At 43.8% G+C, this 20,572-nt stretch carries 24 protein-coding genes; 6 read left to right on the forward strand and 18 right to left on the reverse strand.

Features of this window, described 5'->3' with window-relative positions; translation table 11 throughout:
• Positions 1-14: 14 nt before the first annotated feature.
• From B3S86_RS09005 to B3S86_RS09015, 3 genes are read right to left on the reverse strand one after another with little or no spacing between them, the layout of a single operon-like run.
• Positions 15-512 (reverse strand): hypothetical protein, encoded by a 498-nt coding sequence (locus B3S86_RS09005; protein ID WP_290751677.1) that lies wholly within the window; start codon positions 510-512, stop codon positions 15-17.
• On the reverse strand, positions 512-1,132 hold the full coding sequence (locus B3S86_RS09010; RefSeq protein WP_052018989.1) for a phosphatase PAP2 family protein: 621 nt from the start codon (positions 1,130-1,132) through the stop codon (positions 512-514). The genes B3S86_RS09005 and B3S86_RS09010 overlap by 1 nt, the downstream gene beginning before the upstream one ends.
• On the reverse strand, positions 1,132-1,674 hold the full coding sequence (locus tag B3S86_RS09015) for a phosphatidylglycerophosphatase A family protein (RefSeq protein WP_035406640.1): 543 nt from the start codon (positions 1,672-1,674) through the stop codon (positions 1,132-1,134). The genes B3S86_RS09010 and B3S86_RS09015 overlap by 1 nt, the downstream gene beginning before the upstream one ends.
• Before the next feature lie 145 nt (positions 1,675-1,819).
• Between B3S86_RS09015 and B3S86_RS09020 the strand changes: the two genes are divergently transcribed.
• On the forward strand, positions 1,820-2,332 hold the full coding sequence (locus tag B3S86_RS09020; protein WP_056062411.1) for a YjcG family protein: 513 nt from the start codon (positions 1,820-1,822) through the stop codon (positions 2,330-2,332).
• Between the two features lie 4 nt (positions 2,333-2,336).
• Here the strand turns inward: B3S86_RS09020 and B3S86_RS09025 are convergent, their stop codons facing one another.
• Both B3S86_RS09025 and fabI read right to left on the reverse strand, forming a co-directional pair.
• Positions 2,337-2,555 carry a hypothetical protein gene (locus tag B3S86_RS09025; RefSeq protein ID WP_035406634.1) on the reverse strand — a complete coding sequence of 73 codons (219 nt, stop codon included), beginning with the start codon at positions 2,553-2,555 and terminating at the stop codon, positions 2,337-2,339.
• Between the two features lie 119 nt (positions 2,556-2,674).
• Positions 2,675-3,448 carry an enoyl-ACP reductase FabI gene (fabI, locus tag B3S86_RS09030; protein WP_029342212.1) on the reverse strand — a complete coding sequence of 258 codons (774 nt, stop codon included), beginning with the start codon at positions 3,446-3,448 and terminating at the stop codon, positions 2,675-2,677.
• 144 nt (positions 3,449-3,592) lie between these two features.
• Here fabI and B3S86_RS09035 point away from each other — a divergent pair, with 144 nt between their 5' ends.
• On the forward strand, positions 3,593-4,762 hold the full coding sequence (locus B3S86_RS09035; protein ID WP_035406631.1) for an FtsW/RodA/SpoVE family cell cycle protein: 1,170 nt from the start codon (positions 3,593-3,595) through the stop codon (positions 4,760-4,762).
• A gap of 54 nt (positions 4,763-4,816) precedes the next feature.
• Here the strand turns inward: B3S86_RS09035 and B3S86_RS09040 are convergent, their stop codons facing one another.
• Genes B3S86_RS09040 through B3S86_RS09050 form a run of 3 tightly spaced genes read right to left on the reverse strand, consistent with a single transcriptional unit; the run spans position 4,817 to position 7,185 of the window.
• Positions 4,817-5,701, reverse strand: coding sequence for an RluA family pseudouridine synthase (locus B3S86_RS09040; RefSeq protein ID WP_035406628.1), 885 nt, complete (start codon positions 5,699-5,701; stop codon positions 4,817-4,819).
• A 25-nt stretch (positions 5,702-5,726) separates the two neighbouring features.
• Positions 5,727-6,530 carry an NAD kinase gene (locus B3S86_RS09045; RefSeq protein ID WP_035406625.1) on the reverse strand — a complete coding sequence of 268 codons (804 nt, stop codon included), beginning with the start codon at positions 6,528-6,530 and terminating at the stop codon, positions 5,727-5,729.
• A gap of 10 nt (positions 6,531-6,540) precedes the next feature.
• On the reverse strand, positions 6,541-7,185 hold the full coding sequence (locus B3S86_RS09050) for a GTP pyrophosphokinase (protein ID WP_035396676.1): 645 nt from the start codon (positions 7,183-7,185) through the stop codon (positions 6,541-6,543).
• A gap of 96 nt (positions 7,186-7,281) precedes the next feature.
• Between B3S86_RS09050 and B3S86_RS09055 the strand changes: the two genes are divergently transcribed.
• Together B3S86_RS09055 and B3S86_RS09060 are read left to right on the forward strand one after the other, a co-directional pair.
• Positions 7,282-7,863 carry a CYTH domain-containing protein gene (locus tag B3S86_RS09055; protein WP_290751691.1) on the forward strand — a complete coding sequence of 194 codons (582 nt, stop codon included), beginning with the start codon at positions 7,282-7,284 and terminating at the stop codon, positions 7,861-7,863.
• A gap of 94 nt (positions 7,864-7,957) precedes the next feature.
• A complete protein-coding gene (locus B3S86_RS09060) occupies positions 7,958-8,749 on the forward strand; it encodes a DsbA family protein (protein ID WP_035406622.1) in 792 nt (263 codons plus the stop codon).
• A gap of 212 nt (positions 8,750-8,961) precedes the next feature.
• Here the strand turns inward: B3S86_RS09060 and pepF are convergent, their stop codons facing one another.
• The 3 genes from pepF to cls all read right to left on the reverse strand — a co-directional run bounded on the left by pepF (position 8,962) and on the right by cls (position 13,309).
• Positions 8,962-10,764, reverse strand: a complete 1,803-nt coding sequence (gene pepF, locus B3S86_RS09065) for an oligoendopeptidase F (RefSeq protein ID WP_035406619.1) — start codon at positions 10,762-10,764, stop codon at positions 8,962-8,964.
• A gap of 64 nt (positions 10,765-10,828) precedes the next feature.
• Positions 10,829-11,779 (reverse strand): competence protein CoiA family protein, encoded by a 951-nt coding sequence (locus tag B3S86_RS09070; protein WP_290751698.1) that lies wholly within the window; start codon positions 11,777-11,779, stop codon positions 10,829-10,831.
• Positions 11,780-11,797: 18 nt separating this feature from the next.
• The gene (gene cls, locus B3S86_RS09075) at positions 11,798-13,309 is read right to left on the reverse strand and encodes a cardiolipin synthase (RefSeq protein ID WP_290751702.1); all 1,512 of its coding nucleotides are present in this window, start codon (positions 13,307-13,309) and stop codon (positions 11,798-11,800) included.
• A gap of 70 nt (positions 13,310-13,379) precedes the next feature.
• Between cls and B3S86_RS09080 the strand changes: the two genes are divergently transcribed.
• Entirely contained in the window at positions 13,380-14,102 is a 723-nt protein-coding gene (locus tag B3S86_RS09080; protein WP_290751705.1) for an SDR family NAD(P)-dependent oxidoreductase, read from the forward strand.
• Positions 14,103-14,164: 62 nt separating this feature from the next.
• Here the strand turns inward: B3S86_RS09080 and mecA are convergent, their stop codons facing one another.
• The 3 genes from mecA to B3S86_RS09095 all read right to left on the reverse strand — a co-directional run bounded on the left by mecA (position 14,165) and on the right by B3S86_RS09095 (position 15,671).
• Positions 14,165-14,791 carry an adaptor protein MecA gene (gene mecA / locus B3S86_RS09085; RefSeq protein ID WP_035406608.1) on the reverse strand — a complete coding sequence of 209 codons (627 nt, stop codon included), beginning with the start codon at positions 14,789-14,791 and terminating at the stop codon, positions 14,165-14,167.
• A 171-nt stretch (positions 14,792-14,962) separates the two neighbouring features.
• A complete protein-coding gene (spxA, locus tag B3S86_RS09090; RefSeq protein ID WP_012370920.1) occupies positions 14,963-15,361 on the reverse strand; it encodes a transcriptional regulator SpxA in 399 nt (132 codons plus the stop codon).
• A gap of 172 nt (positions 15,362-15,533) precedes the next feature.
• Positions 15,534-15,671 (reverse strand): hypothetical protein, encoded by a 138-nt coding sequence (locus tag B3S86_RS09095; RefSeq protein WP_023468890.1) that lies wholly within the window; start codon positions 15,669-15,671, stop codon positions 15,534-15,536.
• A gap of 223 nt (positions 15,672-15,894) precedes the next feature.
• Between B3S86_RS09095 and B3S86_RS09100 the strand changes: the two genes are divergently transcribed.
• Entirely contained in the window at positions 15,895-16,428 is a 534-nt protein-coding gene (locus tag B3S86_RS09100; protein WP_035406605.1) for an HD domain-containing protein, read from the forward strand.
• A gap of 46 nt (positions 16,429-16,474) precedes the next feature.
• Here B3S86_RS09100 and B3S86_RS09105 read toward each other — a convergent pair whose 3' ends face one another.
• The 4 genes from B3S86_RS09105 to opp3b are packed head-to-tail and all read right to left on the reverse strand — an operon-like array spanning position 16,475 to position 20,491.
• Positions 16,475-17,428 carry an ABC transporter ATP-binding protein gene (locus tag B3S86_RS09105; RefSeq protein ID WP_035406602.1) on the reverse strand — a complete coding sequence of 318 codons (954 nt, stop codon included), beginning with the start codon at positions 17,426-17,428 and terminating at the stop codon, positions 16,475-16,477.
• Positions 17,428-18,501, reverse strand: a complete 1,074-nt coding sequence (locus B3S86_RS09110) for an ABC transporter ATP-binding protein (protein WP_035406599.1) — start codon at positions 18,499-18,501, stop codon at positions 17,428-17,430. Before B3S86_RS09110 ends, B3S86_RS09105 begins: the two co-directional genes overlap by 1 nt.
• 32 nt (positions 18,502-18,533) lie before the next feature.
• Positions 18,534-19,565: an oligopeptide ABC transporter permease gene (opp3C, locus tag B3S86_RS09115; RefSeq protein ID WP_035406596.1), complete on the reverse strand. Its 1,032-nt coding sequence runs from the start codon at positions 19,563-19,565 to the stop codon at positions 18,534-18,536.
• On the reverse strand, positions 19,565-20,491 hold the full coding sequence (gene opp3b, locus B3S86_RS09120) for an oligopeptide ABC transporter permease (RefSeq protein ID WP_035406592.1): 927 nt from the start codon (positions 20,489-20,491) through the stop codon (positions 19,565-19,567). The genes opp3C and opp3b overlap by 1 nt, the downstream gene beginning before the upstream one ends.
• Positions 20,492-20,572: the final 81 nt, after the last annotated feature.

Genomic DNA, 20,572 nt, shown 5'->3' on the forward strand with positions numbered 1-20,572 from the left:
GACCGTCCGGTTCTTTATTTTGTTTCGTATTTACGAAATAATTCTTCTAGCAACATCGCTTCGTCCAACGTTCGATGAATCGGTTCGTGCGGAAGTGCGATTTGATTCGATAATGTGTCGGAAGGATATACATCAAACGACACTTGTTCCATCTCAATAAGATACTCAAGGATAGAATCAAGTGAGCTTTCCTTTTTAAATTGACGAAGCCAGTTTTCATATCGACGATCTACTTTTCCTTTTTTCAGCAATATCTCTCCACTAGCAATGATTGCCCATTTAGGCGGCGCATCGATTTGGAAAAGTTCCAACTGCTGATATTCTTCCATCGTTCGTTTCGTCACCGGAATGACACCGTTGATTGAGACCAATCGTTTTAATCTAAGATGCGCTCGCATCGTCATGAATCGCGGTCGTCCGGCGACTCGCTCAACAAGCAAGGTCGGTTTATCAATAGAACGCATCGTTTCTTCATCAAATAATAAACTATGATCTACATCTAATACTAGCATTAAGACACTCCTTTTTTTCTGCGGGAGACGATGAATGCATAGGAGCTACATAAAAGAATCGCTGCAAAACAATAACCACCGATGACGTCTGAAAAATAATGAACGTTTAAAATGATGCGGGAAGCTCCCATGGCAAGAAATAACCCAATCGTCAACACCGATACGATTACTTTGCCAGTCGTTTTTAAATGCCGGAAAGCGACGACAAGAAATCCTACATATACAGCGAATGCCATCGCGGAATGACCACTTGGAAAACTATAGCCAACACCACCAACTAACTCATTCAATGAAGGACGTTCTCGTACGAAGGCAAATTTGACGACTTGATTCAATGCTCCTACAGAGATCGCCATCAATACATACCAAATACTTGCGATACGATCTCGCCACAAGACATAACTCACTACTCCAAGTAACACCGTCATTGTCATCGCCCCAGGACCAGAGCCTAGTTGAGTGAACCAAGAGACATAGTCCCCTGGAACATGTTGAGACATGTACGACGATAATTGAGCGTCAAATAAAAAATAGCCCGTCATTCGAATCGAGACGGCGATGATCACGAACAAGACGACAGCGATGGATGCACCCACCCACGCCGCTCTTGCCCCCCGCATTAGTATGTCCCCTTACGTTCTTCTAATTCTTCTGCTGAATAATCTTCCTTATCCCGCAAACGATGTGCCAAACGCCCTGATGCATTTGCTGCGATGGCTGCAACGATATCGTCCATGAACGTATTGACTTTTCCGTCTCCGAGCTTCGTATCCAGTTCTTTGATGATCCCAACCTTCGCCTTATCCAAATATCCGAATGTCGTAACAGCGATAGAACCGTACGTATTGACAGCACCAATCGCGATCGTTTCATCTACGCCAAATAATCCTTCATCGCTTTGGATGATGGACAAGAGTGGTTCTGATAATAATCCTTTTTCAGCAAGAATATCTAATTCTGCCCCGACAAGGATCGCATGTTGTAATTCACGCTTTTCAAGAACTCGTTCAACCGAACTGACACATGTTTCTACTGTCAGATCCACTGTGTATGGTGCTTGCATTTGGTAAACGATCTCAGCAATCGCATGAATCGTCACCCCGCGTTCATGTAACTTGTCAATTGCTGCTTGTTTGACCTCTTTTGAATGTGTTTTCTTCATGACTGTATCCACCTCTCCAACAAAGTACTTCATTAGTATACACGGATTCTAAAGCTCCTCTCAAACTTCTTTGACATCGACGCCAGAATCCGTCATGATTATTTTGTAAAGCGTTATCATTTCAGGGGAAAGTAGGGGATTTTCGATGAACATCGGGGTTGTATTGTTTCCATCGAAACGCGTTCAAGATTTTGCCAATTCATACCGAAAGAGATATGACTCGAAGTATTCACTGATTACACCGCACATCACGTTACGGGAGCGGATGGGAGTCGATGAGACAGAATTAGATCACATCGTGACAGAGTTAAATCGAATCGCGTCCGAAACGAAACCGGTCAATCTGCACATCCAAGGAGCACGGTCGTTCCATCCGACGAACAATGTCTTGTTCCTTAAAGTAATGCCATCGGATGAGTTAGAACAATTACATCGCGCCTTGCATACAGGACCACTCGCACATAATCCGAAATACGATTTCTTGCCACATATCACGATTGGTCAAGAACTGTCGGATGTCGAATTGTTCGATGTACTAGAACGTCTCAAGATGGAAGATATCCGTTTCCAAGAAGATGTCACGAAAATGGCTTTATTGTATGAACTGGAAAATGGAGCTTGGAGTGTCTACGAGACATTCCGCTTTACAGGTCAATGAATGATTAAACTTCCCGGTCGAAGCTTCGACCGGGAAGTTTTAGTTCTGGTAACACTCCATATGCATTCGCCTGTTCTTCTAAAAAATCTTGCGTTTCATGTTCTCGATAAGGATCGACTGGGCGTATCGGTTGAACCCTTGCGACCGGTTCAGTTTTCAGTTGTGGGTCGACTCGTACTTGACGATTCACATATTGTACGACCGTAAAATCGATTGCGTTCATCCTCTGCACTTCCTCTCCCCTTCTAATTCTAACGTTGTTCATAATTGACACTTCCCCGATTAAGCACAAAAAAAACCAAGCTCCCCTCCTAAGGGAAGCCCGGTTCACTAAATCACCTATTACAGAATGTGGAATCCACTATCGACGTGAAGGATTTCTCCTGTTACACCACTCGACATTTGCGAAAGTAAGAATAATCCACTCTGACCGATTTGTTCCGTCGTAACGTTACGGTGAAGTGGCGCGCGTTCTTCGATGCTATCAAGGATTGAGTTGAAATCGCCAACACCTTTTGCTGAAACTGTCCGGATCGGACCAGCAGAGATCGCATTGACACGAACACCTTGCTGTCCGTATTCAGCAGCGAGATAACGAACGCTAGCATCTAATGCTGCTTTCGCAACACCCATGACGTTGTAGTTCGGAACCATCTTCTCACCACCAAGGTACGTCAATGTGATGACAGATGCGTCTTCTGTAAAGAAGTCTTTCGCTGCCTTGACGACTGCCGTCAAACTGTAGGCAGAGATATCAAGTGCTTGCGCGAACTGTTCACGTGTTACACCAGAAAATTCACCACGAAGTGCTTCTTTATCCGCGAATGCGATCGAGTGAGCGATTCCTGAAATCTTACCGTGATCTGCATGGATCGTCTGGAAGACCTGTTCGATTTCTTCATCACTCGTGACATCACACGTATAATAAGAAGCCGGACGTGATAATTCCTGTCCTAATTTTTCAAGTGGTGCTTTGAAACGTTCCCCGACATATGTAAATGCGAGGCTTGCTCCAGCAGCGTCGAGTGCACGTGCGATGCCCCATGCAATCGAACGTTGGTTGATGACGCCCATGACGACGTACGTCTTGCCTTCGAGTGAAGGATAAATATTCATGATAAAGTCCCCCTTGAATTAGTACCTGGTAATAAAACCTATCTTCAGGTTACAAAAACGTAACGCTTCTGTCAACCATCGCTCTTGATATTGCGGATTTGATAAATTACGGTAATATAGAAAGTGATAGAAAGTAGGGATGAAATGAATCGATTCAAATCATTTACACAACGTTATGATCATACGTTGTTGTTTTTACTCGCCTGTCTGATGGTCATCAGCGTCATCGCCATCTATACGGCCCAACCTTCGCTTAAAGGTGCTATCAGTGCCATCAACTTCTCCGCCAAACAAATTCAGTGGTATGTCATCGGTTTCATAGCGTTATCCGTCGTCATTTTCATCGACTATGAACAGCTGAAGCGATTCCACTGGTTTTTATACGGAGCTGGTATCCTGTCATTGATTGGTCTTGTTATTTTCCGTGGTACACCAATCGTTACTGAAATCAAAGGAGCGTATGGGTGGTATCAATTCCCGGTCATTGGTACAGTTCAACCGGCTGAGTTCATGAAATTCTTTTTGATTGTTTCGCTCGCTGCCGTCATCACCGAACACAATGCCCGTTATGTTCAACACGAACGCGACTTCTTATTGCTCGTTAAAATGGTTGCTGTCACGGCTTTGCCACTTGGTCTCATTATCATCCAACCCGATTTAGGAATCGGTTTGATCTTATGTGTCATTCTTGCATGTGCCATGTTGTTATCTGGACTGAACTGGAAATGGCTCTTGACGATGTTTGCCCTGTTCGCAGGTTCTGTCATCATCTTCTTTTACCTGTTTTATTTCCACAACGACTTACTCGCAACGTTTTTCCCAGGTCACGCGATGAACCGGATCATGGCTTGGTTGCAACCTTTTGAATATGCGGATGATCTCTCGTATCAGCTCGTCCAAGCAATCAATGCAACAGGTTCTGGTCAAATGTTCGGGGTTGGATACGGAAAACTGCAGGTATTCGTTCCGGAACTGCATACGGACTTCATCTTTACGACGATTGCCTCACACTATGGTTTCATCGGGGCTGCCATCGTATTGATCGTCTTATTCCTGTTCGTCTATCGCTTGATTCAAATTGCTCTTGAGACGGCGGATCCATTTGGTACCTATATCGTGACAGGATATGTCGCCATGTTCACGTTCCAAATCTTCCAGAACATCGGGATGACGATCGGTGTCTTACCGATCACAGGTCTTCCATTACCATTCATCAGTTATGGTGGATCAACGATGATCGTAAACCTCGTCGGTCTAGGATTAATTATGGCAATCGCTTCTCAGTCTCGGATTTCCATGTTTGATGAAGATTAATCGCATACGATAAAAGGCAGTGGATTAAGTCCACTGCCTTTTATCGTATGTTCATTATTCCAATCGAAGATCCTCGGGAAGCGGCGCTTCAAATCGGACACGTTCTCCTGTCGCAGGGTGAAGGAACGTCGCTGACGCGCTATGGAGTGCTTGACGCGGGAGCAATGGTTCACCCTGATACATCGTATCACCAATCAAAGGATGTCCTAAAAAAGCAAGATGGACACGAATTTGATGCGTCCGTCCCGTCTCTAGTCGAATATCCAGTAAGGAAAACTCTCGATCCAAAGCTTGGACCCGTCGACTATTTAAAATATGCGTAATGGCCCGTTGACCATCCGGTCGTACCATTCGTTCCATGAAGGAATGATCGGTTTGACCAATCGGCTGATCAATCGTTTGTACCGGTACATGTCCGGGTGCATAGGCTAAATAATGCCGCTCTAATTCGTTTGATCGTTGCATGAGACTCATCCGGTGGTGGGCAAGTCCGTGTTTTGCGAATAAGACGAGACCACTCGTGTCTCGATCGAGTCGATTGACGATATGGATCGCATACGGAATTCCTTGTTTTCGATAATAACCAAGAACATAATTCGACAATGAGTGTTCCGGATGCAATCGTGACGGAATCGATGCCATCCCCGGTGGTTTATTGACGACGAGTAACCAATCATCTTCAAACAAGATATCGAGTTCCCCTTCTGTCGCTACCATGTCCGGTGCTGGTGTTTCTTCCGGGAAGAAGACGTGGACACGGTCACCCGCGCACAAGACGTCGTGGACGTTGACATGATGACCGTTCCGCGTGATATCTCCATGATTTTTGATTGATACTAACATTTTTCGTGAGATACCTAGACGGGTCGTACAAAAATGACTGACGCGCCAGCCATCCTCGATATCAGTAACCGTCTGTTGTAGCTGAAATCCATTCATGTTTCCCTTTCCTTTACATACTGCGTCAACGTCTTTCGTCTGCTAGGAAAGATTCCCGCACCCGTTGCCAAAACGGGAAAGAACGAAAACGAGCAAATTTCACTTTTTTATCTGATACCCGACACCGGATCGATGTCACATTTTGATGGACAATCGAAGCATAGTGGTCATAGGTCATCTGAAAATCAATCGGATTGACGGGACGAATTTCGACATCATGATGTTTCGGTAACAACATCGGTGAGCCGATCGTCCGGTAAACACGATTATTGATCGAAGCCATTTCTGTGATTTGGATCGCTTCGAGTGCCGGGTGGACGATCGCACCGCCGAGCGCCTTGTTATATGCCGTCGAACCAGAGGGTGTCGATATACATAACCCGTCACCTCGAAACGTCTCGAAATAGTCGCCTCGAATCGATAAATCGCAGACGAGTGTTTGATTGAAACTTTTGATCGTACACTCGTTCAAAGCAAGCAGTTGATTATGCGAGCCATCCGCATAGTCAATTGATAGTTCAAGCAGCGGGTATTCGACCGTCGCTAAATCCTGCTTCGCGATATGATCAATCAACTCATCCATCTCTTCAGGACGCCAATCCGCATAAAAACCAAGGTGCCCTGTATGAATCCCTACAAGGGTAATCGTCTCTACTTGATCGAGATACGAATGGAACGCTTGTAACATTGTCCCGTCTCCCCCGATTGAAACGACGATTTCCGGTTGACTGACATCAAGCACACATCCCCGCTCCGTCAACGCCTGCTCGAGTTGTTGTTTTAGCGCATGAGAACGCTCATCATCACGAGCCGTGATTGCAAAACGCATGGTCATCCCCCTACTCTTTTAATCGTTCCGACGCCTTAGCGTCGCGTTGAAAGACGAGTTGCGCGTCTTGAATTTCTACTTTCAATTGACTCATCTCCGCGTCAAGCAAAAATGCCGCTTCTGCCGCACGCCGCAGGCGCTCCCGTGTTTCTTCCGGAATGTTCCCTTGGTACTTGTAATTTAACGAGTGTTCGATCGTCGCCCAAAAGTTCATCGCAAGCGTACGAATTTGAATCTCGACTAATGTCGGTACTTCACCTTCGATCGTCTGTACTGGATAAGCAATGATGACATGATACGATCGATAACCACTATCCTTCTTTTGAGTAATGTAGTTACGTTCCTCGACGATTTTAAAATCACCGCGCGAACGTAATAGTTCAAGAACATGAATGATATCATCGACGAATTGACACATGATGCGTAATCCGGCAATATCCTGCATATCTTGTTCCAATGATTCACGCGCAATTGCTTTTCGTTCTGCTTTTTGAAGAATGCTTTTTACAGGTTTGACCCGTCCTGTGACAAATTCAATCGGTGAATGCTCTCCCCGTTGCTGAAATTGTTTACGAATCGCTTTTAGCTTTACTTTCAACTCATCGACCGCGATTTGATACGGCGCAAGAAATAAATCCCAATTTTCTTTTGTCATCTGATTTGTCACCACTTTTAATCGAATAGTATTGGTTCAGTGCCTGTTCCTACCTCATTCATGTTATCATATTTTCAGACATTCAACTAGAAAGGCGTGATTCCGATTAGACAAGAATTGGAAATCGAATTCAAGAACTTATTGTCTGAACAAGAATATCTATCGTTATTTACCCATTATGCGTCAACTAAACAACCCATTTGGCAAGCAAATGATTATTTTGATACGCCTGATTTCGAACTTCGAAAAAAAGGTGCTGCCTTACGGATACGTGAAAAAAAACAAGGACTTGTCCTTACTTTAAAACAACCTCATGAAAATGGATTGCTTGAAACACATGTCACACTATCAGCAAGTGAAGCGGAAGATCTATTCAAATACGGTCTGATTCACTCCGAAGAGATGAATCACCAGTTGTCGTCTTTTGACTTGCAAGGTTCGTTGGAACATTTAGGACGTTTAGAAACCGAACGCATCGAGACGGTGCTTCCAGAAGGCTTACTCGTCCTTGATAAAAGTCGCTATCTCGGACATACCGATTATGAGTTAGAGTTTGAGGTCAGCAACTTCGAACAAGGGCAAAAGGATTTCGAGCGAATTCTTTCAGAACACGACATTCCACAGCGTGAAACTAAAAATAAAATCGTTCGCTTCATGGAACGTAAAGCGCTTTCTTGATTTTTCGTGTAAGAATGAACAAGCAAAACCTTTGCTCTTTCTTTTTTTTCGTTGCTAAAATAGGGTAACGATAACAACAGGAAGGGGTGAACGGATGGAACACGCACAATGTAACGGATCTTATTGTTCATTGGACGAACCATCGATTCAACAACCGACGAAACCTCTGGAAATCTATCATTTTTTAGATGTGACACAAACGGACGGTTTACGGTTGATACCCGTTCTCAAGAAATTAGAGCTAGAATATGGTCATCTTTTTCGTCTCCGCACGATTGCTACGATTCCTTGTGCTCCTTCACGTTCCGCGTGCGATATGTCACCACTCGTCATCCTAAAAGCAATCGAGCTTCAAGGAAAAACGTTTGGTATGCGGTTCATGCGACGCCTTCGGATGCTTCATAATGTCGAAGGTGAGAGTGCTTACAGCCGTCCATCATTGATGCGGTTAGCCGAAGCATTGACAGAGTATGGTCTGGATTTAGATGAATTCCACCGTGATGTCTCGTCGGACACGATTCAGCAAATGCTCGAGAAAGAGACTGAACTGGTCACGGAATGGGATGTCCGAATTCTTCCGACACTCGCTTTCGTTGGAGATGAGGAAGCCATTAAGGCAGAAGGACCTTATGAGTATTTGGTCTATGTTTCGATCTTAAGTGAACTGCTAGATCATACGATTGAAAAACAATCGAAGCCACCACTTGAACAATTCTTGAGACGGTATGAAACAGCAACTACGGCTGAAATCGCCTTTATTTATGACGCTCCTGAATCCCAGGTTGAACACGAACTAAAAAAACTGGTCTTACAACAGAAATGTGCTTCTCTATCGTACTGTGATGGAAAAGTATGGCGTCATTTAAAAGATTCAGCACATGCTTAATACAAAAAGGACAGTGGAGCAAGCTTCACTGTCCTTTTTTGGTATTCACTCATAGAAAAAGAAGAAGTCCTTCATGACGAGAAGGACTTCTTCTTTTGACCATTGGATGGGGGAAAAAGAGAATCGACTGGGGAATGTGACCCTCTTCACAATATAAGTATACCGTGAGTCTTTTTTCTTTTCCACACTTTGTTCACTTTGTCACAAAGATGTCACTCTGCTAATAACGCTTCGAATTCATCTAGGACACGTTCAAATTGACGAAGTGCTGCTTCAACTGGTGCTTTTGTTGTCATATCAACACCAGCAGCTTTTAGTACTTCGATTGGATAATCGCTTGATCCCGCTTTTAAGAAATTATTGATGTAACGTTCTACAGCTGGTTGTCCTTCTTCTAGGATTTGATCCGTCAAAGCAGCCGCCGCCGAAATGCCTGTTGCATACTGATAGACATAGTAATTGTAATAGAAGTGTGGAATCCGAGCCCACTCCAAACCAATCTCTTCATCTAATACAATCTCTTCTCCGAAGTATTTTTGATTCAAGGCATAATACGTTGACGTCAAGAATTCTGGTGTCAACGATTGTCCAAGACGCGCCGCATCATGAATCGCATGTTCGAACTCAGCGAACATCGTTTGTCGGAACAATGTTCCGCGGAATGTTTCAAGTTGATTGTTTAATAGATAAAGTTTTTCTTTACGATCCGTCACTTTCTTCAATAGATAGTCGTTTAACAACGCTTCATTTGTCGTTGAAGCGACTTCAGCGACGAAGATTGAATAATCGCCATATGGATATGGTTGAGATTTCCGCGTGTAGTAGCTATGAACCGAATGTCCGAATTCATGTGCGAGCGTAAAAAGATTATTGATGTTATCTTGCCAGTTCATCAAAATGAATGGTTGTGTATCGTAAGCACCAGAAGAGTATGCTCCACTCCGTTTACCACGCGTTTCCCGGACATCAACCCAGCGCTCAGACAACCCTTCTTCGAGAATATGTTTATATTCTGCTCCAAGCGGCGCGAGCCCTTCGACCATCAATTGTTTCGCTTCTTCATAAGAGACCTTCATCTCGACCTCAGAAACGAGGGGGGTATACATATCGTACATGTGTAACTCATCAAGACCGAGGACCCGTTTACGTAAGGCAACATAGCGATGAAGCAATGGTAAGTGCTCATGTACCGCTTCAACCAACCCATCATAAACGGATTCAGGGATTGCATTACCATGTAAGGCTGCCGCGCGTGCCGAAGGGAACTTCCGAACATCTGCATAGAAGTTGTCTTTCTTAACTGACCCAGCAAGAGTTGAGGCGAGCGTATTCGTGTATTTCGCATACGTTCCGTACATCGCTTTAAATGCGGCTTCACGCACCGAACGATCAGATGATTCAAGGAATGTGATGAAACGACCATGTGTCAATTCTGTCTCTTCCCCGTCTTCCCCCTTAATTTTCGGGAATGTCAAATCTGCATTATTCAGCATACCGAATGTCGTACCGGATTGACCGAGAACTTCTCCCGCCTTCGCTAGAATCGCTTCTTCCGCTTCCGTCAACACATGCTCGCGTTCTTGGTTCAACTCATCAAATGCATGACGGTACATCGCAAGGTCTGCATTCTCATTAAGATACGCTTCTATCGTTGTTTCAGGTACAGCTAACAATTCCGGTGTCATGAAAGCAAGTGTGGCTCCGATTTGTGACGCAAGCGTCCGAGCACGGTCGTTCATGGCTTGATAGAAGCTATCCGCTGTATTTTCGTCATAACGCATGTGCGCGTATGTATAGAGCTTATAAAGACGTCTTGAGACTTCGTCTCGTAACTGTAACCCTTCATAGAGCGTATCCGCACTTTGTCCAAGACGACCCTTATACTCGACGAGTAATGGAAGCATCGCTTTCACCGATTCAAATTCTTCTTCCCACGCTTCGTTTGATGCATAAATCGATTCTAGATTCCAAGTTTCTGAAACGTCAACATCTTGACGTGTTAATACTTCTGCCATTTCCCTCACTCCTTTAATTCAGTTATACCTGTTTTCTTTTCGACAAACAATCGAAGTGCTCCTGCTAAAACAGCCGATTCGCCTCCTCGATCCGCTCTAACCATTCCGTGATAAGTAAATCGATCATCGGTCGTTCAAACGGTATATCCAATCGATGAAGTAAATGAAAGACGGCTTGTTCTAAAGCAGTAGAGGAATAAACCCCTTTTAACCGCAAAAAGACTGCCATTTGAAACTCAAAAGGATGAACGGGATACGATAATAAGTGACTGATCGGAAGAAAGACCGATGACGGCAGATTCAGAAGATGAAACCCTGCCTCATATAATGGAAGTTTAAGCATTCGTGGAGGTAACGAAGGATAAAAAGGACGCTGTCGATAGCGCAAGACGATTCCTTGCCATCGAGCCATTGAAAATTTCCGAGGAAATGACGGAAGTTCTGTCGAAAGGAAGTCGGATAATGAAAGGGATTGAACGGTACAATAGACATAATGTTTCGCAAAAGGGAGCGGATGTCGAAACCGTCGGATTTGATTGTCAACAATCAAGTCCAAATACTCATTTTCTAAGAAGGCTTGACGCATCCATCCTTGTAAACGAAATGTGACACCATGTGACGGATGAAACCCAATCCAACGAACCGTTTGTCCTTGTTTCGCATCAAGTCTTGCTCGTCTAATCCATTCATCTGCCGACATCGGAGAACGCTGAATTTCAATCCCAATCTCTTTTTCCGGAATCCACAGGTCGAAGCGTCGCTGTCCAATCGTCCATTCGGTCTCGACGCGAACGCCTGCATTCATCAACGAATCTGCAATTCGTCGTTTCCAAGATACATGTAAGCTACTTTCTCCTGAACATGCTGAGATATGTGCAAAATGTGGTCGTCGTCCCTGCCTGACGCGCAATGGCTTCAGACAATACGGACAACGTAAGGACATCGCTTTTAATTCATGGACAGAAAACCTATGAATCAGAATGCGTTTACCTGACCCATCAATGGCTTCAAACATCAGCATCGTCCCCTTTTACTAGAGTAGCGGTGAGAATAAGCGTGAAATTGATTCAACTAAACGGCGGCGTAATGGACGACGATGAAACAAATCAGCATCAACTTGTGTAGACTGGCTAAAATCCTCATAAAAATCACGTGTTAATTGATGTACCGAATTTGTTCCGTATAAAAAAGCATTTACCTCGAAATTCAAATGAAAACTCCGTAAATCCATATTCGCTGTTCCAATCGTTGCGATGGCGTCATCCACGACGATGACTTTCGAATGCATGAATCCTTTGTTATACTCATAGATTTTCACACCAGCCTGGAGTAAATCATCAAAGTAAGAGCGACTCGCATAAAATACGATTTTATGATCCGGAAAGCTTGGCAGAAGAATACGAACATCAATTCCAGACATAGCGGCTGTCTTTAGTGCTGTCATCAAATCTTCATCTGGTATTAAATATGGAGATGCAATGTAAACAGATTCACGCGCTTCTGTGATGAGTCCGAAGTAAAGTGACTTCATTGCCTCATGTGGCTCATCAGGTCCACTGGCAATGATTTGAACGCCTCCCGTTGCTTCATCGACATATTCCAGTGGTTCCATATAAAACGGTGTAAACAGGCGTTCCCCCGTCATATAGTACCAGTCTTGGAGGAAAATCAATTGAAGTTCAGAAACAGCTTCTCCGCGTACAAGAAGATGCGTATCACGCCAAAATCCAAAATGCTGATCGCGACCGATATACTCGTCCCCAACGTTAATTCCACCCGTAAAAGCAACTGTTCCATCAATGACAACGATCTTCCGATGATTTCGGTAGTTAGACTTACTCGAAATGAACGGTAATACGACAGGGAAAAATGCCCGAACTTCAACACCTGCATCCTGCATCTTCTTGAAATAATGCTTATCTGTCGAAAAACACCCGACGGCATCATAAAGAAAACGGACTTCAATTCCTTGTTGTGCCTTTTCAATCAATACTTCCTGTAACTGCAATGCGAGCTCGTCATCCCGTACGATATAGTATTCCAAATGGATATGATGTTGTGCTTGACGAATCTCTTCTAAAAGAATCGGAAATTTCTCCTGACCATTCGTCAAAATTCTTGTATGTGTATTATACGAAATCGGAAGTCGACTGATCGAATCGATAAGTGTGACAACTTTTCCATAACGTCCTTCTTGGAACACTGATTGGTGTACTGCTGTTTTAAACTGGGTACGGTATTTAATATAAGACTCTTCATCAAGCATTGCTTTCAATCGAAACATTCGTTTCCGGCGGTAGTTCTGACCAAACGTAAAATAAACAAACACGCCGACAACAGGTAGTGCCATCATGACAAGTGCCCAGACGAGTGTTCGTTCTGGGTTACGATTTTCAAGCAAAATGATGACGAACACGCTCATGACGACCAAAATGATGACGATGGACAGCCAGCCTACCATATAGACACTCCAATAGTAGGATAAAAAGGCGATTAAACCGATGGTCAAGATGAGGGTCATGAGAAGTTGTACACGTCGTAGCATGAATCCCCCTCCTTTTATGTATGTTGTAAAAATTGTAGTTAAGAACTCATGACAGAAAGGAAGCGTTTAAATGGGTACGTATATCATTACTGGTGCAACAAGTGGAATCGGAGAAGCAACTGCCCTCCAACTGATTCGAGAAGGTCATACCGTTCTTGCCATTGGTCGTAATCAAGACAAAGGAGCTTCTCTTGAATCTAGCGGAGAAGGACGTTTATATTTCTTCCCTGTCGACTTGACTGATTCCTCTGCCATCGACAGGTTCTTTGAAGAAACACTCGAAGATTTTCCAGAAATCGACGGGATTTTTAATAATGCAGGGACATTTGGAAAACCCGTCGCACCCGAGAGAATCTCCGATCAACAAAAAGAAGTGTTCCAAGTGAATTATCATGCCCCTGAACGAATCATCCAGCTCGCGACGAAACGTTTCTCAAAAGGTGCCTCTATCGTCAATAATAGCGCGATCGTCGGTCACGTCAAGTTTCCCGCCATGCTCTTACCCTATGCATCGTCTAAGAGCGCTTTATTGACACTGACAAAGACATACGCTGCCCGCTTCCATGGCAAGTATCGTTTTAATGCCATTTGTCCGGGACCGGTCGACACATCATTGAGCCACGCATTATATGGCGGGAAAGATAAGTTTGATCTTGCGATGAAGCATCATCTTCGTGGCGAACCTGCACAACCTTCTGAAATCGCAGAAGTCGTTTGTTTCTTACTCTCGAATAAAGCGAGTTACATCAATGGGCAAGCCCTTATCGTAGACGGTGGTTATACCCTCACTTAATGTCAGAATAAAAGGAGGTATCACGATTCGTGATCCTCCTTTTACTCGCACTTTTAGTTCCTTTAATTCGGAAAGTATTTCCGAATAAAGGCAAAGACGTCTGAAGCAATGATTTGTTTTCCATATTCAGCGACAGGATGAATCGTTTGTTCGCTGAAATGAAGATATTCGGCAATTAAACTCATGACATTTTCTTGTGCTTCTACATTCACATCATCTTCGAAATGAACATGTAGTAGATAGAGTCCATCCTTTTGGTAAAGCGCTGTTTCAAGTTCTGCGAAGACAGGAGCATTCGCATATTGACTAAGCGCAATGATATGCTCGAAATCATGAGTTTCGAATAAGACATCCTGGCTTAATTCTGTATCTTTATCTTCTGTCTCAGACATCGCTGATCGTAAAAGTGAATCGAGTTCGTCTTCATCGACTTGCTCACCATCGACTGCATTTTTTGCGATCGTTACAGTGACTTCAAGACCTTTTTCAAAAGCTTGCACTTGTATCCATAGTGGACCTTCGAAGGAGATGGACTCTTTTTCATTCGCTTCGTCCATCATCTGCCAGAATAACTGTTCTCCCCGTTCCCGATTATACCAAATTTCATCTCGGGCAAAACCACGGCGTTCGATGTCAGTATAAGTGATGAAGAACTTGACCGTATTGTCATTGACGCGTTCGATTTTCAATCTGTCCACTCCTTTCTTCTCGTTCCTTATCTAGAATACGAACGAGGACATGACTTGGATTCATACTTTCGAATCCGAAGGATATATTTCTATTCCTTTGTTATCTTTATTTTAACCTTTTTTATCGGTAACAAAAAGCACACTGCTCACGAAGCAGCGTGCTTTTTAAAATTACTCGTTTACAAGACGCTGTGCTTCCAAAAGTTGGAATGTACGCACCTTGCGTGGTAAGAATCGACGGATTTCATCCTCGTTATATCCTACTTGAAGACGTTTTTCGTCAATCAAAATCGGACGACGCAATAATCCAGGATATTCTTGAATTAAATCGTATAGGTGCTGCAACGATAAGTTTTCAACGGAAACATCGAGTTTCGAGAAGACTTTTGAACGCGTTGAGATAATCTCGTCCGTTCCATCTTCCGTCATTCGAAGAATCTGTTTGATTTCATCGAGCGATAATGGTTCTGAAAAAATATTACGTTCTACGAACGGGATTTCATGTTCTTCAAGCCACGCGCGTGCTTTCCGACAAGAAGTACAACTTGGTGAAGTATAGAGTGTTACCATTGAAAAACATCCTCCCCCTGATTTAACATCATTTAACACCTAAGTGAATACATAGATATCGATGATGGTTCTATTACTTGACAGTTTACATCTAATAAAGCAGAAAACCTAGCTTTTTTATAAAGATGAAAGAACTTTTCGTAAAAAAGCTTGTTAAAGCCACCACGTGGCTTTAACAAGCTGGCGTGTGATCAAATGGCTGAGAAATCGTTTCTTTTGCTTTAGGAAGTTTCATTTCTTTTAGTTTTTTCTCTAAAATATCCCGCAAAAGGCGCTTCTTCAGCTTTTTCTTTTTGTCACGTTCTTTCATATTCCGACACCCCAATCGGTCCGAAACAGAACTAACAACCTACGAAAGCAAAATAATCATCTTCTACATTAGTAATTATACCACGTATATCAAAAATCTATTCCTACTTTAAACAATTAAATATGTGAGATTGTCGATTAAGTAATGAAAAATAGTTGCAATTTCTTTCAATTTTCTGTAGAGTGTATAGAAATATCAACGCTCAGGAAGGAGTTTTTCATTCATGTCATTAACACTCGTCACTATTCTCGATCATCCGATCGCTCAAAAATATTTATCCCGTTCTGGCTTGAATCATGCGATTTCAGTAGCTGAACGCGCTCTGACGCTCGCTACGAAGCGAGGTTTAGATGCGGATACAGCTACGAAAGCTGCACTCCTCCATGACATCGGGCATTACGAATGGTATACCGATGGCACTTGGAACTATGATCTCTATCGTCAAAATGATATTCATGCCATTAAAGGGGCTGAACGCGCCCATAAACTTTTGATTCGCCTTGGTGAAGAACCAGCACGCGCCAAAGAAATCGCACTTGCCGTTCTTTTGCATACGGATTCGTATCTTCCACCTGGTGCAATCAACCGGACACCACTTCAACAACTTGTGCACGATGCGGATACGCTGGAAGAACAACCAGGCGGACTACATCACTATGAAAAAATCGATTTTGATGAAGCCATGCGCCGTCTTGATGCGATTGATTCTGTCGTTCATCGCTTCGCGCATCTTCCACGAATTGCATCAGAAAATTAAAAGGCATTTCCACGTTGATCGTGGAAATGCCTTTTGTTTTAAACAATTATACGAGTTGCGCTTGATATGCTTCCAGTTCTGCATCCGTCATCGAAACAAAATGACCTGGTTCGATTTCACGAAGTGGTGGAATGCTTGAATCTTCATCTGATTTACCAACAGGTCCACTCGTCGGACGATCATAAACGATCCGCTTACGTGTACGCTCGTGCTCTGGATCCGGAAGAGGAATCGCAGACAAGAGCGATTTCGTATAAGCATGGACCGGATTCTCATATAAGCGATCCGCACTACATAGTTCAACGAGGTGACCTTGGTACATAACACCGATACGATCCGAGATATATTTTACCATCGATAAGTCGTGGGCGATGAACAAGTAAGTCAAACTACGGTCACGCTGCAGTTTTTTCATCAAGTTGACGACCTGCGCTTGAATCGATACGTCAAGTGCCGAGATTGGCTCATCCGCGATGATGAAGTCCGGTTCTACAGCAAGCGCACGCGCGATTCCAATCCGTTGACGCTGACCACCCGAGAACTCGTGTGGGTAACGGCTCGCATGTTCTTTCGTCAAACCAACTGTTTCGAGTAAATCGTACACACGGTTATTCCGCTCGTCTTTCGACTTTGCTAGACCATGAATATCAATTCCCTCAGCGATGATATCACCGACTGTCATCCGTGGGTTAAGTGACGCATAAGGGTCTTGGAAAATCATTTGCATCGCACGGTTGAACTTCAGTTTATCTTTACGCGACTTTTTACCATGAACGTTTTCACCTTTGAACATGACTTCGCCGTCTGTCGCCTCATACAATCCGATGATTGAGCGACCAGTCGTTGATTTACCACAACCCGATTCACCTACAAGACCAAGTACTTCGCCTTCATAGATATCGAATGATAAACCATCAACCGCTTTAACGACACGTCCGCGTCCAATGTTGAAGTGTTGCTTCAAGTTTTTTACTTCAAGTAATTTATTACGGTTTTCCATTATTTCAGACCGCCTTTCAGAAGCGATTTCGCGAATACGCTATCTGGGCGGTATTTCAACGCCAGATCCCGAATTGCAAGTGGTGGCTCAACATACGGTGCTTGTGGGTGGAGCAACCATGTCGCCGCTTCGTGAGTATCTGTAATTTTGAAGAAAGGAGGTTCTTTTTCAAAATCAATCTTCATTGCATATTTATTTCGTGGTGCAAACGCGTCACCGACTGGTGGATGAAGTAAGTTAGGTGGTGTTCCTGGAATCGCCGGTAAATCTTGTGAACGGTCATCCGATGGACGTGGCATTGAACCAAGGAGTCCCCAAGTATATGGATGACGTGGCTCGTAGAAAATCTCATCGACTGTACCCTTCTCAATTAATTTACCTGCATACATGACCGCTACACGATCGGCCATATTCGCTACGACGCCTAAATCGTGCGTGATGAAGATGATCGCTGTACCCGTTTTTTGTTGAATGTCTTTCAACAACTCGAGGATTTGCGCTTGAATCGTAACATCGAGTGCTGTCGTCGGCTCATCGGCAATCAAGACTTTCGGATTACAAGCAAGTGCGATTGCGATGACGATCCGTTGACGCATCCCACCAGACAATTGGTGTGGATATTGTTTCAGACGTGCTTCTGGGTTTGGAATCCCTACAAGCGTCAGTAATTCAAGCGTACGTTTTTTAGCAGCATCACCTGTCAATCCTTGGTGACGTTTTAAACCTTCGGCAATCTGTTTGTAGATCGTCATTGTCGGGTTAAGTGATGTCATTGGATCTTGGAAGATCATTGCGATATCACGACCGCGTACTTTTTGCATTTCTTTATCGGAAAGCTTAACCAAATCGCGACCTTCGAATAAGATCTCACCTTTTGTGATTTCACCTGGCGGATTTGGAATCAGACGCATGATGGCTTTTGAAGTAACCGATTTACCAGAACCGGACTCACCAACGATTGCGAGTGTTTCACCTTTTTTTAAATCGAACGATACTCCGCGGACGGCTTGAACCGTCCCGGCGTACGTATGGAAAGCGACATTCAGGTCGCGGACTGACAAGATTGTTTCCATTTTGGATGAGCTCCTCTCTAATCTAATATTTGTTAGCGACGTAGACGTGGATCGAACGCATCACGTAATCCATCTGCCAACATGTTGAAGCTGATCATGAGGAGTACGAGCACTGTCGATGGAACGACGAGCAAGAAAGGAAACGTCTTAAGTTCTTTGTACCCTTCATTGATCAGTGTACCAAGCGACGGTTGCGGTGGTGCAAGCCCAAGACCGATGAAGCTTAGGAAAGCTTCGAAGAAGATTGCCCCAGGAATCGTGAACATGAGCGAGATGATGATTGTACCCAAGGTATTTGGAATCAAATGCTTGAAGACTAAACGTGCGCTAGAAGCACCAAGTGTACGTGCTGCGAGAACGAATTCTTGGTTCTTTAGTTTCAGGATCTGACCACGAACGAGTCGACTCATCCCGATCCAACCAGTAATCGTCATCGCGAGGATGATCGTCGTGATTCCTGGTTCAAGAATCAAGATGAAGAGGATGATCAGGATTAAGTTCGGTACCCCTGTCAGGATTTCCGCGATCCGTTGCATGATATTATCGACGCGACCGCCGTAATAAGCTGAAATACCACCGTATGTGACACCGACGAGAACGTCAATAAGCGCTGCCATCAAACCGATGAAGAGTGAAATTTTAGTCCCTTCCCAGACACGTGACCAAAGATCACGACCAAGGTGGTCCGTACCAAACCAATAATTTTCTTTTACTTGTTTTTGTTTATAAAAATCGATTGGTGTCTCACCAAGTGTTGCCATACCATCAAAGCCAGCCCACTCTAATCCTGTTACTTTAGGTGGAAGTTTAGCTTGAGTGATTGTTTGGGTATAAGCATCTTTACCAGAGATTGCAGGACCCGCTAATGACATGATGGCAATCACGATGATCAAGACAAGAGAAATGATCGCTGCTTTGTTTTTACGCAAGCGCATCCAAGCATCCTGCCAAAAGTTTAAGCTTTTACCGGCAATTCGTTCACCGGCTTGTTCATTGAACTCAACTTGTTGAAACAATGATGAATCGAACTGTTCCGCTTTTGCATTTGAATTTTGTTCAGCCATTATTTACTACCCCCCAAACGAATCCGTGGATCAACGACACCGTATAGCAAGTCGACGATTAAAATCATGAGAATGAAGATTGCTGAGAAGAACAGCGTCGTACCCATGATAACTGTATAGTCATTTTGTGTGATTGACGATACGAACAACTCACCAAGCCCAGGTACAGCAAAGATTTTTTCGATGACAAATGTACCTGTAATCAATGCAGCAGTCATAGGTCCAAGAATCGTAATAGCTGGAATCAATGCATTCCGAACCATGTGTTTCCAAGTGATTGATTGACCATCTAGGCCTTTTGCTTTAGCTAACGTGACGTAATCCTGACCTGTAACCTCAAGCATTTCCGTCCTTACGAATCGGGCAATCGAGGCGGTGACCCCAAGAGACAACGAAATCGTTGGTAGAATCGTATGCGCCGGACTTTCCCAGAACGCTACTGGCAAAGCGCCCCATTTCACGCCGACATAATACTGAAGGAGTGAGGCGAATACGAAAGATGGTACTGAAATCCCGAGAACCGAGATGAACATTGCTCCGTAGTCGACAACTGTGTTGTGACGAAGTGCAGCAACTACACCAAGTACGAGACCTAAGAGTACACCAAGTACGAGTGCTTGAACTCCAAGTTGAGCCGATGGTCCAATTCGTTCAGAAATTAAATCTGTAACTGGACGGCTGTCATATTTGAACGATACACCAAGGTCTCCTTGGAATAAGTTAACCATGTACGCTGCATAGCGTTGTGGTAGTGGATCATTCAAATTGTACTTATCCCGAAGGATATTCAACTGTTCAGGAGAAAGTTTCTCCTGGTTCTGGAATGGTGAACCTGGTAGCAGATCCATCAGGAAGAAAGTGAACGAAGCGATGAGTAAAAACGTCAATACGCCGTAAACCAGGCGTTGAGCTAAATAACGGCCCATAAGATGGCACCCCCTATAAAGATTTTCTGTTTTTTTCGAAACATCAATAAAATCAGTATGACCCACAATTGTCGGAACATT

Source organism: Exiguobacterium sp. UBA3968 (assembly GCF_002385115.1).
GTDB lineage: Bacteria > Bacillota > Bacilli > Exiguobacteriales > Exiguobacteriaceae > Exiguobacterium_A.

What these genes read in the sequence shown, in the direction of transcription:
- B3S86_RS09005 (WP_290751677.1), bottom strand. Translation starts at nt 512, where the DNA reads ATGCTAGTATTAGATGTAGATCATAGTTTATTATTTGATGAAGAAACG.
- B3S86_RS09010 (WP_052018989.1), bottom strand. Translation starts at nt 1,132, where the DNA reads ATGCGGGGGGCAAGAGCGGCGTGGGTGGGTGCATCCATCGCTGTCGTC.
- B3S86_RS09015 (WP_035406640.1), bottom strand. Translation starts at nt 1,674, where the DNA reads ATGAAGAAAACACATTCAAAAGAGGTCAAACAAGCAGCAATTGACAAG.
- B3S86_RS09020 (WP_056062411.1), top strand. Translation starts at nt 1,820, where the DNA reads ATGAACATCGGGGTTGTATTGTTTCCATCGAAACGCGTTCAAGATTTT.
- B3S86_RS09025 (WP_035406634.1), bottom strand. Translation starts at nt 2,555, where the DNA reads ATGAACGCAATCGATTTTACGGTCGTACAATATGTGAATCGTCAAGTA.
- fabI (WP_029342212.1), bottom strand. Translation starts at nt 3,448, where the DNA reads ATGAATATTTATCCTTCACTCGAAGGCAAGACGTACGTCGTCATGGGC.
- B3S86_RS09035 (WP_035406631.1), top strand. Translation starts at nt 3,593, where the DNA reads ATGAATCGATTCAAATCATTTACACAACGTTATGATCATACGTTGTTG.
- B3S86_RS09040 (WP_035406628.1), bottom strand. Translation starts at nt 5,701, where the DNA reads ATGAATGGATTTCAGCTACAACAGACGGTTACTGATATCGAGGATGGC.
- B3S86_RS09045 (WP_035406625.1), bottom strand. Translation starts at nt 6,530, where the DNA reads ATGCGTTTTGCAATCACGGCTCGTGATGATGAGCGTTCTCATGCGCTA.
- B3S86_RS09050 (WP_035396676.1), bottom strand. Translation starts at nt 7,185, where the DNA reads ATGACAAAAGAAAATTGGGATTTATTTCTTGCGCCGTATCAAATCGCG.
- B3S86_RS09060 (WP_035406622.1), top strand. Translation starts at nt 7,958, where the DNA reads ATGGAACACGCACAATGTAACGGATCTTATTGTTCATTGGACGAACCA.
- pepF (WP_035406619.1), bottom strand. Translation starts at nt 10,764, where the DNA reads ATGGCAGAAGTATTAACACGTCAAGATGTTGACGTTTCAGAAACTTGG.
- B3S86_RS09070 (WP_290751698.1), bottom strand. Translation starts at nt 11,779, where the DNA reads ATGTTTGAAGCCATTGATGGGTCAGGTAAACGCATTCTGATTCATAGG.
- cls (WP_290751702.1), bottom strand. Translation starts at nt 13,309, where the DNA reads ATGCTACGACGTGTACAACTTCTCATGACCCTCATCTTGACCATCGGT.
- B3S86_RS09080 (WP_290751705.1), top strand. Translation starts at nt 13,380, where the DNA reads ATGGGTACGTATATCATTACTGGTGCAACAAGTGGAATCGGAGAAGCA.
- spxA (WP_012370920.1), bottom strand. Translation starts at nt 15,361, where the DNA reads ATGGTAACACTCTATACTTCACCAAGTTGTACTTCTTGTCGGAAAGCA.
- B3S86_RS09095 (WP_023468890.1), bottom strand. Translation starts at nt 15,671, where the DNA reads ATGAAAGAACGTGACAAAAAGAAAAAGCTGAAGAAGCGCCTTTTGCGG.
- B3S86_RS09100 (WP_035406605.1), top strand. Translation starts at nt 15,895, where the DNA reads ATGTCATTAACACTCGTCACTATTCTCGATCATCCGATCGCTCAAAAA.
- B3S86_RS09105 (WP_035406602.1), bottom strand. Translation starts at nt 17,428, where the DNA reads ATGGAAAACCGTAATAAATTACTTGAAGTAAAAAACTTGAAGCAACAC.
- B3S86_RS09110 (WP_035406599.1), bottom strand. Translation starts at nt 18,501, where the DNA reads ATGGAAACAATCTTGTCAGTCCGCGACCTGAATGTCGCTTTCCATACG.
- opp3C (WP_035406596.1), bottom strand. Translation starts at nt 19,565, where the DNA reads ATGGCTGAACAAAATTCAAATGCAAAAGCGGAACAGTTCGATTCATCA.
- opp3b (WP_035406592.1), bottom strand. Translation starts at nt 20,491, where the DNA reads ATGGGCCGTTATTTAGCTCAACGCCTGGTTTACGGCGTATTGACGTTT.